Annotated in this window: 13 protein-coding genes; 1 reads left to right on the forward strand and 12 read right to left on the reverse strand. The window is 61.0% G+C overall.

All coding sequences use genetic code 11. The annotated features are described in order from the left end of the window. Nucleotides 1-67: 67 nt before the first annotated feature. The 12 genes from AB4Z35_RS08800 to leuC all read right to left on the reverse strand — a co-directional run bounded on the left by AB4Z35_RS08800 (nt 68) and on the right by leuC (nt 14,369). On the reverse strand, nt 68-721 hold the full coding sequence (locus AB4Z35_RS08800; RefSeq protein WP_116261647.1) for an SPOR domain-containing protein: 654 nt from the start codon (nt 719-721) through the stop codon (nt 68-70). Then, nucleotides 705-2,012, reverse strand: a complete 1,308-nt coding sequence (gene folC, locus AB4Z35_RS08805; RefSeq protein ID WP_442096695.1) for a bifunctional tetrahydrofolate synthase/dihydrofolate synthase — start codon at nt 2,010-2,012, stop codon at nt 705-707. Before folC ends, AB4Z35_RS08800 begins: the two co-directional genes overlap by 17 nt. After that, entirely contained in the window at nt 2,009-2,929 is a 921-nt protein-coding gene (accD, locus tag AB4Z35_RS08810) for an acetyl-CoA carboxylase, carboxyltransferase subunit beta (RefSeq protein ID WP_442096696.1), read from the reverse strand. The genes folC and accD overlap by 4 nt, the downstream gene beginning before the upstream one ends. Nucleotides 2,930-3,146: 217 nt before the next feature. Beyond that, nucleotides 3,147-3,773, reverse strand: a complete 627-nt coding sequence (locus AB4Z35_RS08815; protein ID WP_007997562.1) for a phosphoribosylanthranilate isomerase — start codon at nt 3,771-3,773, stop codon at nt 3,147-3,149. Nucleotides 3,774-3,836: 63 nt separating this feature from the next. Beyond that, nucleotides 3,837-4,661: a tRNA pseudouridine(38-40) synthase TruA gene (gene truA / locus AB4Z35_RS08820; protein WP_033052338.1), complete on the reverse strand. Its 825-nt coding sequence runs from the start codon at nt 4,659-4,661 to the stop codon at nt 3,837-3,839. Nucleotides 4,662-4,943: 282 nt separating this feature from the next. After that, nucleotides 4,944-7,571: a FimV/HubP family polar landmark protein gene (locus AB4Z35_RS08825; RefSeq protein WP_442096697.1), complete on the reverse strand. Its 2,628-nt coding sequence runs from the start codon at nt 7,569-7,571 to the stop codon at nt 4,944-4,946. A 205-nt stretch (nt 7,572-7,776) separates the two neighbouring features. Further along, nucleotides 7,777-8,787 carry an aspartate-semialdehyde dehydrogenase gene (locus AB4Z35_RS08830; RefSeq protein ID WP_442096698.1) on the reverse strand — a complete coding sequence of 337 codons (1,011 nt, stop codon included), beginning with the start codon at nt 8,785-8,787 and terminating at the stop codon, nt 7,777-7,779. 279 nt (nt 8,788-9,066) lie between these two features. Continuing rightward, the gene (asd, locus tag AB4Z35_RS08835) at nt 9,067-10,179 is read right to left on the reverse strand and encodes an aspartate-semialdehyde dehydrogenase (protein WP_007975660.1); all 1,113 of its coding nucleotides are present in this window, start codon (nt 10,177-10,179) and stop codon (nt 9,067-9,069) included. Between the two features lie 66 nt (nt 10,180-10,245). Continuing rightward, the gene (leuB, locus tag AB4Z35_RS08840) at nt 10,246-11,328 is read right to left on the reverse strand and encodes a 3-isopropylmalate dehydrogenase (protein WP_007997553.1); all 1,083 of its coding nucleotides are present in this window, start codon (nt 11,326-11,328) and stop codon (nt 10,246-10,248) included. Nucleotides 11,329-11,378: 50 nt separating this feature from the next. Continuing rightward, nucleotides 11,379-12,146, reverse strand: a complete 768-nt coding sequence (locus tag AB4Z35_RS08845; RefSeq protein ID WP_442096699.1) for a class I SAM-dependent methyltransferase — start codon at nt 12,144-12,146, stop codon at nt 11,379-11,381. Nucleotides 12,147-12,291: 145 nt separating this feature from the next. Continuing rightward, on the reverse strand, nt 12,292-12,936 hold the full coding sequence (gene leuD / locus AB4Z35_RS08850; protein WP_442096700.1) for a 3-isopropylmalate dehydratase small subunit: 645 nt from the start codon (nt 12,934-12,936) through the stop codon (nt 12,292-12,294). A gap of 2 nt (nt 12,937-12,938) precedes the next feature. Further along, nucleotides 12,939-14,369 carry a 3-isopropylmalate dehydratase large subunit gene (gene leuC, locus AB4Z35_RS08855; protein ID WP_007986951.1) on the reverse strand — a complete coding sequence of 477 codons (1,431 nt, stop codon included), beginning with the start codon at nt 14,367-14,369 and terminating at the stop codon, nt 12,939-12,941. A 147-nt stretch (nt 14,370-14,516) separates the two neighbouring features. Here leuC and AB4Z35_RS08860 point away from each other — a divergent pair, with 147 nt between their 5' ends. Continuing rightward, entirely contained in the window at nt 14,517-15,407 is an 891-nt protein-coding gene (locus tag AB4Z35_RS08860; protein ID WP_007997545.1) for a LysR family transcriptional regulator, read from the forward strand. The last annotated feature ends 19 nt before the right edge of the window (nt 15,408-15,426 follow it).

Below are 15,426 nucleotides of genomic sequence, written 5' to 3' on the forward strand. Positions count from 1 at the left end.
TTTTAGCAGAGCCCATGCTTATCGGTAAGCTGCGATTGTCAGTGCATTTCATATCGGGGCGATAGTTTTAGCCACGTTCCGGCTGAAAGCGCACGACAAACCCCTTCAGGTTCTGCTGGCGGTTGAGCAAGTCACGCAGCCGATCGGCCTCAGCGCGCTCGATCAGCGGCCCGACAAACACCCGGTTTTTGCCGTCGGCGGTACGGATATAGGCGTTGTAACCCTGGCTGCGCAGGGTTTTCTGAAGTTTTTCTGCGCTTTCACGATTCGACAGGCTGGCCAGTTGCACCGACCAGCTGACAGACAAACCATTGGCATCGACACGGCTTTGCGTGGTGTCCGGTTTGCCCGGTGCGGCCGTGATGGGCTGGGCAGGCGCGGTCGCGGGTTTAGCCGCCAGGGCCGGGGCCGGCGCTGGTGCAGCCGGTTTGGCAGCAGGCGCCGGAGCCACCGGCGCAGTTGGCACCGCCGCCTCCTGCTGGGCGATTTCGTCATCGCTCGGCACGGGTTCCTGAGGCAAGGCTTGCGGCTCAGGCACCACTACGGGCTCGACCTGTACCTGGGGCATCGCCGGCGCCTGCGGAGCTGCAGGCGCTTCGACCGTCACCTGGCGCTGCTCGTCCTGACGGGAAAACAGCATCGGCAGAAAAATCACCGCTAGTGCGACCAACACCAGGGCGCCAACCATGCGCTGTTTGTATGCCTTATCCAGCAATGCCATTCGCCGCGTCCTCCGTGGAGCGCCGGGCCAGCCATTCAAGGGCCTCGGCGACACAATAAAATGATCCGAACAACAGGATTTCGTCGTCGCTCGTGGCTTGCGCGCACTGCCCTTCCAGGGCCGCCGCTACACTTTCGTATGACGTGACCGAAGCACCAAGACCTTGCAACGCGTCGTGCAGATCCGCAACCGAACGCGCCCGAGGCGAATCCAGAGGTGCAACGGCCCAGTGCTGGACACTAGCATTCAATTCGCCGACAACACCACCCAGGTCCTTGTCCGCCAGCAGCCCGAACACCGCCAGACGCCTGCCGACCGGCGGGCGACCGGCCAGACGACGAGCCAGATACTCCGCCGCATGCGGGTTATGCCCCACATCCAGCAATAGATTCAAGCGTTTGCCTTGCCACTCGAACTCGCGGCGATCCAGGCGACCGACCACCTTCGTTGCCCGCAGCGCTTCGATAATCTGCGCATCCACCCAAGGCAAGCCGAGCAGCAAGTAAGCCTGCAACGCGAGTGCAGCGTTTTCCATCGGCAGATCGAGCAGCGGCAGGTCGCGCAGCTCGACTGCACGCCCCTGCGCATCGACGCCGCGCCATTGCCAATTGTGATCGGTCATACAGAGATCAAAATCGCGCCCACGCAGGAAAAACGGGCAATTGAGCTCGCGCGCCTTGTCCAGCAGTGGTTGTGGAGGATTCAGATCGCCGCAGAGCGCAGGCGCACCCTGACGGAAAATACCGGCCTTTTCGAAGGCCACGGACTCTCGGGTATCACCGAGGTAATCCGCATGATCGACGCCAATACTGGTGACCAGCGCCACGTCGGCGTCCACCACGTTGACCGTGTCCAGACGCCCGCCCAGACCGACTTCCAGCACCACCGCATCGAGCCCGGAGCGCTGGAACAGCCAGAATGCCGCCAGGGTGCCCATTTCGAAGTAAGTCAGGGAAGTGTCGCCGCGCCCGGCTTCTACCGCAGCAAAGGCCTCGCACAGCTCGGTGTCCGTGGCTTCGACGCCATTGACCTGTACCCGCTCGTTGTAACGCAGCAGGTGCGGGGAGTTGTAAACCCCCACGCTCAAGCCCTGAGCCCGCAGCAAGGAGGCCACAAACGCACAGGTGGAGCCCTTGCCGTTGGTCCCGGTGACCGTAATCACCCGAGGCGCCGGCTTGCCCAGTCCCATGCGGGACGCTACCTGCTGCGACCGCTCCAGCCCCATATCGATGGCTGAAGGGTGCAACTGTTCAAGGTAGGCGAGCCATTCGCCAAGGGTACGTTCGATCATAGGCTGGCTGGCACCGGCGGAACCACGATCGACTCGACGGGTGCAGCAACGAACTTCGGCGTCGGCAGGCCCATCATTTGCGCCAGCAGATTGCCCAGGCGCGGACGCAGCTCCTGACGGTCGATGATCATGTCGATGGCACCGTGCTCCAGCAGGAACTCGCTACGCTGGAAGCCTTCCGGCAGTTTTTCACGCACGGTTTGCTCGATCACACGCGGACCGGCAAAACCGATCAACGCCTTCGGCTCGCCGACAATCACGTCGCCCAGCATCGCCAGACTGGCGGAAACGCCGCCGTAGACCGGATCGGTCAGTACGGAGATGAACGGGATGCCTTCTTCACGCAGACGCGCCAGCACCGCAGAGGTCTTGGCCATCTGCATCAGGGAAATCAGCGCTTCCTGCATCCGCGCACCGCCGGAAGCCGCGAAGCAGACCATTGGGCAACGTTTTTCCAGGGCGTAGTTGGCGGCGCGAACGAAACGCTCACCGACGATGGCGCCCATCGAACCACCCATGAAGGAAAACTCGAACGCCGAAACCACGACCGGCATGCCCAGCAAAGTGCCGCTCATGGACACCAGCGCGTCTTTTTCGCCGGTCTGCTTTTGTGCAGCGGTCAGGCGGTCCTTGTACTTCTTGCCGTCGCGGAATTTCAGACGGTCGACCGGCTCCAGGTCTGCACCCAGTTCGGTACGCCCTTCAACGTCAAGGAAGATGTCGATACGGGCGCGGGCGCCAATACGCATGTGATGGTTGCACTTGGGGCAAACGTCCAGGGTCTTTTCCAGCTCCGGACGATACAGCACAGCCTCGCAAGACGGGCATTTGTGCCAAAGACCTTCAGGCACCGAGCTCTTCTTGACCTCGGAACGCATGATCGAAGGGATCAGTTTGTCTACTAACCAGTTGCTCATGCTTTCTTTCTCCAGTACCGGCGGCCCGAACGCTCTGGTTCGCGGCCCCGTGTATGCCCTAGCGCTAAATTCATGTGTGCGAAGAGGGTCGATGGACTGCCGCGGTCAGCGCGAAACATGACCTGCGTGCAACCAGAAACCCTCGGATCTGCCTGCTGTGTGCAGTGCATCCGCTTTGTACAGTGCAGTGGACGGCGGCAGTCTGCCAGCCGTCACATCAACAGGTGCTACCGCGTACCGCTTTGATAAATGCCTGAATCTTTGCGTGATCCTTGATGCCCTTGCTCGCCTCTACCCCGCCGCTGACATCCACGGCATAAGGCCGAACGCGCGCAATCGCTTCGGCGACGTTATCCGGCGTCAGACCGCCCGCCAGAATGATCGGCTTGCTCAAGCCTTGCGGTATCAGTGACCAGTCAAACGCCTCGCCGGTTCCTCCGGGCACCCCTTCGACATAGGTATCGAGCAGGATTGCGCTGGCGCTGGCATAAGCATCACAGGCCGCGGCGATGTCATCTCCTGCCTTGACCCGTAGCGCCTTGATGTACGGACGGTGCCAACCCTCGCAATCCGCCACGCTTTCATCACCGTGAAATTGCAGCAAGTCCAGGGGCACCGCATCGAGAAGCTCACCCAATTCGCAACGGCTCGCATTGACGAACAAACCCACGGTGGTCACGAACGGCGGCAGCGCCTTGATGATCGAGCGCGCCTGCTGGAACGTCACCGCACGGGGGCTTTTGGCATAAAACACGAACCCGATGGCATCCGCCCCGGCCTCGACGGCTGCCAACGCATCCTCTATGCGGGTAATCCCACAGATCTTGCTGCGAACGGCTGACATGTCGATACAACTCCAAGACAAATCCGGGAAAGTCCCGGATGGTAACAAAAGCGTTCGAGGGCGTCAGCCGTCAAGTTCCGAGAAGCCGGTCAGGAAGTGTGGACCAATGTAACGCTCGGGCAATTCGAACTCGTCACGGTACTCGACCTGCACCAGATACAACCCGAATGGATGCGCCGTCACGCCACCGGACCGCCGGATCCGGCTCTCCAGCACCTCTTTCATCCACTCTACCGGACGCTCACCGGCGCCAATGGTCATCAGCACACCGGCAATGTTGCGCACCATGTGATGCAGGAAGGCGCTGGCGCGAATATCCAGCACGATCATCTTGCCGTGACGGGTGACGCGCAGATGGTGCAGTTCCTTGATCGGCGACTTGGCCTGGCACTGGCCGGCGCGAAAAGCGCTGAAATCATGGGTACCCAGCAGGTATTGAGCAGCCTCGGCCATGCGCTCGACGTCCAGCGGGCGGTGGTTCCAGGTCACTTCTTCGTTCAGGTGCGCCGGGCGGATCTGATCGTTGTAGATCACGTAGCGATAACGCCGGGCAATGGCCTTGAACCGCGCATGGAAATGCGCCGGCATGACCTTGGCCCAACTGACACTGACGTCGTGGGGCAAGTTGATGTTGGCACCCATGGTCCAGGCCTTCATCGAACGCTCGACCTGGGTGTCGAAATGCACCACCTGTCCGCAGGCATGCACCCCGGCGTCGGTACGCCCTGCGCACATCAGCGAAACGGGTGAGTCAGCGACTTTGGACAAGGCGTTTTCGAGGGTTTCCTGCACTGTGAGCACCCCGGACGCCTGGCGCTGCCAGCCGCGGTAGCGCGAGCCTTTGTATTCGACGCCCAGCGCGATCCGGAAAAAGCCGTCGGCTGCCATTTCGGCGGCCGGGTTATCTATATTTGCCAAGGAGGGACAGCCTGATGATGTACGCAAAGGCGGGCATTATAAGGCCGCCGGGCGGGGATGCCAGAGAGATCTCCTTTGACTGTTCCGGCCTCATCGCGGGCAAGCCCGCTCCCACAGGTTTCGTGAACGCCACAGAACCTTGTGGGAGCGGGCTTGCCCGCGAAGAGGCCACAGCAGACGACATCAATTCATCGGCCAAACAAAAACGGCAGCCTCAATGGGCTGCCGCTTTGTTTACAACGTACCGAACACTCAAGCCAGGCGCGAAAGCATTTCCCTGGCTTCGCTCTTCTGCTCGGCACTGCCTTCGCTTACCACCTCATTGAGGATGTCACGGGCGCCATCGCTGTCTCCCATGTCGATATAGGCCTGAGCCAGATCCAGCTTGGTAGCGGCTTCGTCAGTACCCGAGAGGAAGTCGAAGTCATCATCGTCACCCAGTGCCGCATCAGCTTCGGTAAAGGTCGGCTCGCCGATGCTGTTGGACAAGCTCTCCAGCTCGGCGTTGACATCACCCAGCTCTGCCGCGAACGCATCCGGCGCATCCATTTCGTCGGCCAGCGACAGATCGAAATCGGCCGGCAATTCCAGATCATCCAGCGCAACCTCAGGAACAGCCGGGGTTTCTGCGACCGGAAAATCCTTCACTCCCTCATCCAGATCCAGAAGGAAATCGTCTTCAGCCAGCATCGCCGGCGACGGCTCCGCACCGAGATCCAGGTCAAGATCGAAGTCCGACAGGTCGTCGAGGTTTTCCTTGATTTCAGTCTGCTGCTGCAACACCGACTCAAAACTCAGGTCGTCGTCCAGCGGGAACTCTCCCAGATCTGGCAACGCCGCCACTTCAGGCTCCGGTGCTGGTGCTGGTGCAGGCGCCACAGGCGCCACAGGCGTAATCGTGTCCAGATCATCCAGGCTCAGGTCGAAGGCGCTGTCGAGGTCATCCTCGAACGGCGCTGGCTCTGGCGCCAGTGCTTGCGGCTCATCGAGCAACAGGTCCTTGACGTATTGCGCGTCCAGTTCGGCAGCAACGGCGGCTGCGGCGATACCACCGGCAGCCACCAGCGCCATGGCCGGGAAGCGGCTTTTGAGTTTTTCAACCTGGGCGTAGTTGTCGCCATTGGCCACCAACTGACGCTCCTGGCCGACGAACGCATCGCGATCGCCTTGCTGGCCGTAGACTTCCATCAATTTCAAGCGCAAGTCGCTGCGCTGAGGCTCTTGCTTGACGCCGTCCTCCAGCAACGCGGCAGCCTGGTTCAGGCGACCGGCATTGATGTGTGACTGAGCCTGGCCCAGCACATCGTCGGAGTACTCGGCAGCCGGCGCCACCAATGGCGCGGCGATCGGCGTGGTCATCACGACCGGAGCAATTACCGGCGCTGGCGCGGGAGCTGGCGTCGGTGCAGTCGCCAGCTTCACGCTTGGCGACGGAACTTCCAGGCCTTCGAAGCTGCTTTCCGGCAAGTCGAAATCGGCCGAGAACGGCTGTTCTTCGGCCAAGGCACGGGCCATGCGCAGATGCTTTTCGGCTTCTTGCCGGGCTTTGCGGCGGCGCGCCAGCAACAGCAGCAGGAGCAGCAGAATCACCGCACCGCCACCTGCCAGGCCCAGCAGCACCGGATTGGTCAGCAACTCATTGAATTTCTGATCGTCGGATGTGCCCGGGGTCGCCTCAACGGGCTTCTCGGCCGGCGCCGGAGTTGCATCGGGCGCTGTGGCCGCTGGCGCAGTATCAACCGGAGCAGGCGCTACCGCCGGATTGGGAGTCAGCTCGGCCGACATTGCCGGAGCCGTTGCGGAGTCTGGTGCGCCATTCGCGCCCTCGGCCTGCAACTTGGCCAGTTGATTGTTCTTCAACTCGATCAGGCGTTGCAGCTTGTCCACCTGGCTTTGCAGGTCGGCCATGCGGCTTTTCAGTTCGGCGTTGTCACGACGACTGGTGTCGAGGCTTTCCTGGGTCACCGCCAGCTTGTTGCTGAGGGCCCTGGCATCTCCGGCAGCCCCTTTGCCACGGTTCTTGCCGGACTCGGCAGACACCAGGCTCAACTTGTCGGTGGTAGCTTGAGCCGGAGCACCATCAGTGCGAGCGCGATTGGTGGCGTCAAGCTGTTGCTGCCCTGCACCGGGTTTCGCCACATAACGGCGACCCTGGCGCCAGGCCGTGTTCTGTGCGGCCACTTCGGCAATGGCCTTGGGTTGCGCCAGGCTCGTGCTCTGTGCCTGGTCCGGCAGGCGCAGCACCTGGCCGGTTTTCAAGCGGTTGATGTTGCCGTCAATGAAGGCGTCCGGGTTCAACGCCTGGATGGCCAGCATGGTTTGCTGGATCGAACCGCCATTACGCGCTTTCGCGGCGATTTCCCACAGGGTATCGCGCCGCGTGGTGGTGTATTGGGACGGTTTGGTCGCGCCGGTGACCGGTGCGGCGACGGATGAAGTCGGTGCGGGTTGCGCAGCCGCCTCGGCGGCTTGCGGCGAGAATTTCGATGGATCGAGCAGCACACTGTAGTCGCGCAGCAAACGGCCGTTCGGCCACATGACCTGAACCAGGAACTTCACCATGGGTTCGGAGAGTGGCTTGCTGGAGGTCACGCGCAGGATGCTTTTGCCGCTGGCGTTAAGCACCGGGGTGAAGGTCAAGTCATTGAGAAACGCCTGGCGGTCGACACCGGCCTTGGCGAAATCGTCAGGCGAAGCCAGGCTCGGCACCACTTCGGCGGCGGTGAGATCCTTGACATCGAGCAGCTCGATTTCCGCAACCAGCGGCTGGTTGAGCGTCGATTTCAGGGTCAACTCCCCGAGCCCGAGGGCATGCGCCATACCGGAGGACAGCGCCGAGGCGGCCGCTATTGCTAACACCAGTTTGCGAACTTGAACCATTAGCTCATCCTTAGTTTGAACATTCCTCGGCCAGCGAGAAGGTATTGATAGCCGCTGCCGTAAGGCATTGCGCGCAACGGCGAGGGTCGTCGCGCGCGGTCATTTCATTGATGCCCCGGAAAGCCCTGCAGGGTGGCTCGCCTTCAGCATTCCGGCAAGCATAGGCTCGCGCGGAATCATTCGACAAATTGTTGCAAAGTATCTTTTACAGCAGGTCTTTAATCAACAACTCAGCCAGCTGCACAGCGTTCAGCGCGGCGCCTTTGCGTACGTTATCTGATGTCAGCCACAGATTAAGTTCCGTCAGGTCGTCGATACCGGTGCGCACCCGACCGACGTAGACCACATCCTGCCCTACCGCATCGCCCACCGGCGTCGGGTAATCGCCGGCTTCCACCAGCTCGATGCCGGGTGCGTCTTCCAGGGCCGCATTGATTCTCGCCAGGTCGATTTCACTCGCGGACTGCAGGGTCACGCTATAGCTATCGCCAAAAAACACCGGGGCTTGAATGCAAGTGACGGAAATCTTCAATGAAGGCCGTGCCATGACCTGGCGCAGCTCACGCACCAGGCGTTTTTCCAGCAGCGTATGACCTTGCTCATCCGGTTTGCCGACCTGGGCCAACAGGTTGAAGGCCATCTGCCGATCAAAGAATTTCGGCTCCAGCGGCCGCACATTCAGCAGTTCGGCGGTTTGCCGGGCGAGTTCACTCACGGCTTCGCGGCCCTGGGCCGATACCGCCAGGCTGGCGGTCAGGCTGACGCGCTGCAAATCGAGCAAATCCATCAGCGGCGCGAGCACCACCGCCAGCGTGGTGGCCGACGGGCTTGGACTGCTGACCTGAAACGGTTTTTTCAAGCCGGCCAACACCTGCGCGTTGGCCTCAGGCACAACCTGTGGCGCCTTTTCGGCCGGCAAGGCGCCAGAGAGATCGATCACAGAGCAACCGGCATCGGTCGCACGGGAAGCAAAACTCAAGGAAACCGCCGGGCCGGCCGCGAAAAACCCAAGCTGCACCTTGCTGAAGTCGAACTCATCGACTTCCCGCACCCGCACGTTCTTGCCGCGAAACAGTACTGAACTGCCGGCCGACTCGCTGCTGGCCAGCAGGTGAAGGGTGCCTATCGGGAAGTCGCGCTCTTCGAGAATCTGCACGAGCGTTTCGCCGACAGTACCGGTGGCGCCGATCACGGCAATATCAATGGTCTGGCTCATGGTTTTACCTCTGGCGAAACGGGCGGAGCGGCACTTTACCGGGTGGTTCATGGTGAGGCAATTGATCGGCGAAACCTTGTAGCAGCTGCCGAAGGCTGCGTTCGAGGACGAAGTCCTCGCCTTGGGGGATCCCCTATCATTCAGGAAGACCACGCATTCAGGAAATACGGCTGCTGCACAGCCGAACGCAGGCTTCGCCAGCTGCTACAGAAATTATCGACGCGCATAAAAAAACCCGCACCTCTTTCAAGGCACGGGCTCTTTCATTGCGTCAGTCGATCAACGCTCGAGCAAGATCCGCAGCATGCGACGCAGCGGTTCGGCCGCGCCCCACAGCAGCTGGTCGCCGACGGTAAACGCGCCGACAAACTGCGAACCCATGTTCAGCTTGCGCAGACGGCCGACCGGGATGTTCAGGGTGCCGGTGACCTTGTTCGGGCTCAGCTCCTGAATGCTGGTCTCACGGCTGTTCGGTACCAGCTTGACCCAAGGGTTGTGCTGGCTGATCAGCCCTTCGATATCGGCGATCGGCACGTCTTTGTTCAGCTTGATGGTCAGCGCCTGGCTGTGGCAGCGCATGGCGCCGATGCGCACGCAGATGCCATCGACCGGGATCGGGCTCTTGAAGCGACCGAGGATCTTGTTGGTCTCGGCCTGGGCCTTCCACTCTTCGCGGCTCTGGCCGTTCGGCAGTTCCTTGTCGATCCACGGGATCAGGCTGCCGGCCAGCGGTACGCCGAAGTTTTCGGTCGGGTACGCATCGCTGCGCATGGCTTCGGCCACACGACGGTCGATGTCGAGGATCGCGCTGGCCGGATCGGCCAGTTGATCGGCGACAGCGGCGTGGGTCGCGCCCATCTGCTTGATCAGTTCACGCATGTTCTGCGCGCCGGCACCGGATGCCGCCTGATAGGTCATGGCACTCATCCATTCCACCAAACCGGCCTCGAACAGGCCACCGAGGCCCATCAGCATCAGGCTGACGGTGCAGTTGCCGCCGATGTAGTTCTTGGTGCCCGCGTCCAGTTGCTGGTCGATGACCTTGCGGTTCACCGGGTCCAGAACGATCACCGCGTCATCCTGCATGCGCAGGCTGGAAGCGGCGTCGATCCAGTAACCCTGCCAGCCGGCTTCGCGCAGCTTGGGGAAGACTTCGCTGGTGTAGTCGCCACCCTGGCAGGTCAGAATCACGTCGAGGGTTTTCAGCTCTTCAATGCTGTAAGCGTCCTTGAGCGGAGCAATGTCCTTGCCCACGGACGGGCCTTGGCCACCGACATTGGAAGTGGTGAAAAACACCGGCTCGATAAGATCGAAATCCTGCTCTTCCAGCATCCGCTGCATGAGCACGGAACCGACCATACCGCGCCAACCGATCAGACCTACACGTTTCATCGCAACTACACCTTCTTGAAATGTGGGCCGCTGCCTTGTCTTGAATTTGGCAGCGGGCCCGAGAGATTACAGATTCCGCAGCGCGGCGACTACTGCGTCACCCATTTCCTGCGTACCGACTTTAGTGCAACCGGCCGACCAGATGTCACCGGTACGCAAGCCCTGATCCAGCACCAGGCTGACGGCTTTCTCGATGGCATCGGCCGCGGCCTGCTGGTTGAAGCTGTAACGCAGCATCATCGACACCGACAAAATGGTCGCCAGCGGGTTGGCAATGCCCTTGCCCGCGATGTCCGGCGCCGAACCGTGGCACGGCTCGTACATGCCTTTGTTGTTGGTGTCCAGGGACGCCGACGGCAGCATGCCAATGGAGCCGGTGAGCATCGACGCCTGGTCGGACAGGATGTCGCCGAACATGTTGTCGGTGACGATCACGTCGAACTGCTTCGGTGCGCGCACCAGTTGCATGGCGGCGTTGTCGACGTACATGTGGCTCAATTCGACTTCAGGATAATCCTTGGCCACCTGCTCGACCACTTCGCGCCACAGCTGGCTGGAAGCCAGTACGTTGGCCTTGTCCACCGAGCACAGCTTCTTGCCGCGCACCATGGCCATGTCGAAACCGACACGGGCGATGCGGCGGATTTCGCTTTCGCTGTACGGCAGGGTGTCGTAGGACTGACGCTCGCCGTTTTCCAGGGTACGGGTACCGCGTGGTGCGCCGAAGTAGATACCGCCGGTCAGTTCGCGAACGATCAGGATGTCCAGCCCGGCAACGATTTCCGGCTTCAGGCTGGAAGCCTCGGCCAGTTGCGGGTACAGGATCGCCGGACGCAGGTTGCCGAACAGGCCCAGTTGCGCACGAATTTTCAGCAGGCCGCGCTCAGGGCGGATGTCACGTTCGATGGCATCCCATTTCGGACCGCCAACAGCACCCAGCAACACGGCGTCGGCCGCGCGGGCACGCTCCAGAGTCTCGTCAGCCAACGGCACGCCGTGTTTGTCGATGGCGGCGCCGCCGATCACGTCGTGGCTCAGTTCGAAGCCCAAAGCAAATTTGTCGCTAGCCAACTCCAGAACCTTGACCGCTTCGGCCATGATTTCCGGGCCAATACCGTCACCTGGGAGAATCAGAATCTGCTTGCTCATGCTTTCCTCATGTCATCAGTCGGTGCGCCTTGGGCGCGCCCGGAAAAATTCTATCGCTCGGCGATCAGCACCAGCACATCGGTGCTGAACGAACCATCGGCCTCAATCTCAAAATATTCGCGTACTTCATTGCCCATCGACTGCTGCAACTCGCGGATCGCTGCGCGCATCACTTGCGGTGTGCGCATGCGCTCGACCCAGCTGTTGTACTCCAGGCGCAAGCGCTGACGGGTGGTACTGCGCGTATGCAGCCCTGCCTCGCTGACCTGGCGCAACCACTCGCCGGCGGAATAATCGCGCACATGGCTGGTGTCGCGCAGCACTTCGACGCTTTGCAGGTAAGTGTCGAACAGCGGGCTACCCGGTGACAACACGTCGACGAATGCCGCCACACCGCCCGGCTTCAGGACTCGACGCACTTCCCGCAGGGCCACGCCCAGATCGCTCCAATGGTGCGCCGAATAACGGCTGAAGACGAAATCAAACTCGCCATCGGCGAACGGCAGGCGCTCGGCGGCGCCGTTGACCGTGGACACGTTAGCCAAACCACGCTCGGCAGCAGCGGCAGCCACCACGTCGAGCATCTGCTGCGACAGGTCGTAGGCCACCACTTCTTTCACCAGGGACGCCACATGAAAGCTCACGTGACCGGCGCCGCAACCCAGATCCAGAACCCGCGCCTCGCCCTGCCCCGCCAGTTCAGCCTGTAGCAGTGCGAATTCAGTGCCTTGAGCGTGAACGGCGCTGCTCAGGTAGGCCGCGGCCTGTTCGCCGAATTGCTTCTGGACTACCTGGGTGTGCTGGGCGGTGCTGGTCATGCGGACTTCCTTTTTGGCGGTGAGTCTTGGGGTGTCTGTTCTGGCCTCATCGCGAGCAAGCTCGCTCCCACAGGTTTTGTGAACGCCGCAAATCCAATGTGGGAGCGAGCTTGCTCGCGATGGCGTCATTACGCCTTACGCAAAATCAAGCGTCGCGAAACAACCAAGGCTGGCTAGCACGGTGTTTGGCCTCAAACGCCGCAATCGCATCGCCGTCCTGCAACGTCAGGCCGATATCGTCCAGACCGTTCAACAGGCAATGTTTGCGAAACGCATCAATCTCAAAGCTCAACACCTTGCCATCCGGACGGGTCACGGTCTGGGCTTGCAGATCGACCTGCAACTGGTAGCCCGGATTGGCCTCGACCTGCTGGAACAGTTCGTCGACTTCGGTATCGCTCAAGATGATCGGCAGCAAGCCATTCTTGAAGCTGTTGTTGAAGAAGATGTCGGCGTAGCTCGGCGCGATGATGCTGCGGAAACCGTATTCTTCCAGCGCCCACGGCGCGTGTTCACGGCTGGAGCCGCAACCGAAGTTCTCGCGGGCCAGCAACACGCTGGCGCCCTGGTAACGTTCGGCGTTGAGGACGAAGTCCTTGTTCAGCGGGCGCCTGGAGTTGTCCTGATAGGGCTGGCCCACATCCAGGTAACGCCATTCATCGAACAGGTTCGGGCCGAAACCCGTGCGCTTGATCGACTTCAGGAACTGCTTGGGAATGATCTGGTCGGTGTCGACGTTGGCACGATCCAAAGGCGCGACAAGTCCAGTGTGTCGGGTAAATGCTCTCATGATTACTGCGCTCCCTGGATCATTTCACGGACGTCGACGAAACGACCGTTCACAGCGGCTGCGGCGGCCATGGCCGGGCTGACGAGGTGGGTACGGCCACCGGCGCCCTGACGGCCTTCGAAGTTGCGGTTGGAGGTCGATGCGCAATGCTCGCCGGACTCCAGGCGGTCCGGGTTCATCGCCAGGCACATCGAGCAACCCGGCTCACGCCATTCGAAACCGGCTTCGAGGAAAATCTTGTCCAGGCCTTCCGATTCGGCCTGAGCCTTCACCAGACCCGAGCCTGGCACCACGATGGCCTGCTTGATGGTCGAGGCCACTTTGCGGCCCTTGGCGATCACGGCCGCAGCACGCAGGTCTTCGATCCGCGAGTTGGTGCAGGAACCGATGAACACGCGGTCGAGCTGAATGTCGGTAATCGCCTGATTAGCGGTCAAACCCATGTATTTCAAGGCACGGACGATGGAGTCGCGCTTGACCAGGTCCATTTCCTTCGCAGGATCCGGCACGTTCTGATCGACCGCCAACACCATTTCCGGCGAGGTGCCCCAGCTGACTTGCGGCTTGATCTGGGTCGCGTCCAGCTCGACAACCGTGTCGAACACGGCATCGGCGTCGGACACCAGGTCTTTCCAGGCTTCGACGGCCAGATCCCATTCCGCACCTTTCGGAGCGAATGGACGGCCCTTGACGTAAGCCACGGTCTTTTCGTCAGCCGCTACCAGACCTACGCGAGCACCGGCCTCGATGGACATGTTGCAGATGGTCATGCGGCCTTCGACGGACAGGTCACGAATCGCGCTACCGGCGAATTCGATGGCGTGGCCATTACCGCCGGCGGTACCGATCTTGCCGATCACGGCGAGGACGATGTCCTTGGCGGTCACGCCGAACGGCAATTGGCCTTCGACGCGCACCAGCATGTTTTTCATTTTCTTGGCGACCAGGCACTGGGTGGCGAGCACATGCTCGACCTCGGAAGTGCCGATACCGTGCGCCAAGGCGCCGAATGCGCCGTGGGTCGAGGTATGGGAGTCGCCGCAGACCACGGTCATGCCCGGCAAGGTGGCGCCCTGCTCCGGGCCGATGACGTGAACGATGCCCTGGCGAACGTCGTTCATCTTGAACTCGACGATGCCGTATTCATCGCAGTTGTCGTCCAGGGTCTGGACTTGCAGGCGCGAAACCTGGTCAACGATAGCGTCGATGCCGCCCTTGCGCTCCGGCGTGGTCGGTACGTTGTGGTCCGGGGTCGCGATGTTGGCATCGATGCGCCATGGCTTGCGCCCGGCCAGACGCAGGCCTTCGAAGGCTTGCGGCGAGGTCACTTCGTGGATGATGTGACGATCGATGTAGATCAGCGCAGAGCCATCGTCGCGCTGCTTGACCAAATGCGAATCCCAGAGCTTGTCGTAGAGCGTTTTGCCGGCCATCAGACGGTTCCTCATCAGCTTGTTTCTATGCCCCGGATTTTGAATGACTCAATAACCCCTTGGCTTGTGAGGCTGATCCTATGGGGTTACATTAAATAACTCAAATTCATATTTTTTATGCTTTGGATAACCAACTGGAATGCAGCCATGGACCTCGCCAACCTCAATGCTTTTATTGCCATTGCCGAGACAGGAAGTTTCTCTGGTGCCGGTGAACGACTGCACCTGACCCAACCGGCCATCAGCAAACGCATCGCCGGGCTGGAGCAGCAGTTGAAGGTGCGGCTGTTTGATCGCCTGGGCCGGGAAGTCGGCCTGACCGAGGCCGGACGCGCCCTGCTGCCGCGGGCCTATCAGATTCTGAATGTGCTGGATGATACGCGTCGCGCCTTGACCAACCTCACAGGCGAAGTGACCGGCCGTCTGACCCTGGCGACCAGTCACCACATCGGCCTGCACCGCTTGCCACCCTTGTTAAGGGAATTCACCCGGCGTTACCCACAAGTGGCGCTGGATATCCAATTCCTCGATTCGGAAGTGGCCTACGAGGAAATTCTCCATGGCCGTGCCGAACTGGCGGTCATCACCCTCGCACCGGAACCCCATGCACTGGTCAAGGCCACCCCGGTGTGGGACGACCCGCTGGATTTCGTGGTCGCACCAGAGCATTCACTGCTCAACAACGGCAAAGTCAGCCTGTCGGACATCGCCCGACACCCGGCGGTATTCCCCGGCGGCAACACTTTTACCCACCACATCGTGCAGCGGCTGTTCGAGGCCCAGGGCCTGACGCCAAACATTGCCATGAGCACCAACTACCTGGAAACCATCAAGATGATGGTCTCGATCGGCCTGGCCTGGAGTGTTTTGCCGCGCACCATGCTCGATGACCAAGTGGCACGCATACCTTTACCGGGCATACAGCTCACTCGCCAGCTAGGCTATATCCTGCACACGGAAAGGACGCTGTCGAATGCTGCGCGGGCCTTCATGGCCTTACTGGACGCTCAACTCGATCTGCCAGGGACTCAAGGCTGATTTGTGCTACTCCTGTAAA

Origin of the sequence: Pseudomonas sp. KB_15 (assembly GCF_052114525.1) — a bacterium.
GTDB lineage: Bacteria > Pseudomonadota > Gammaproteobacteria > Pseudomonadales > Pseudomonadaceae > Aquipseudomonas.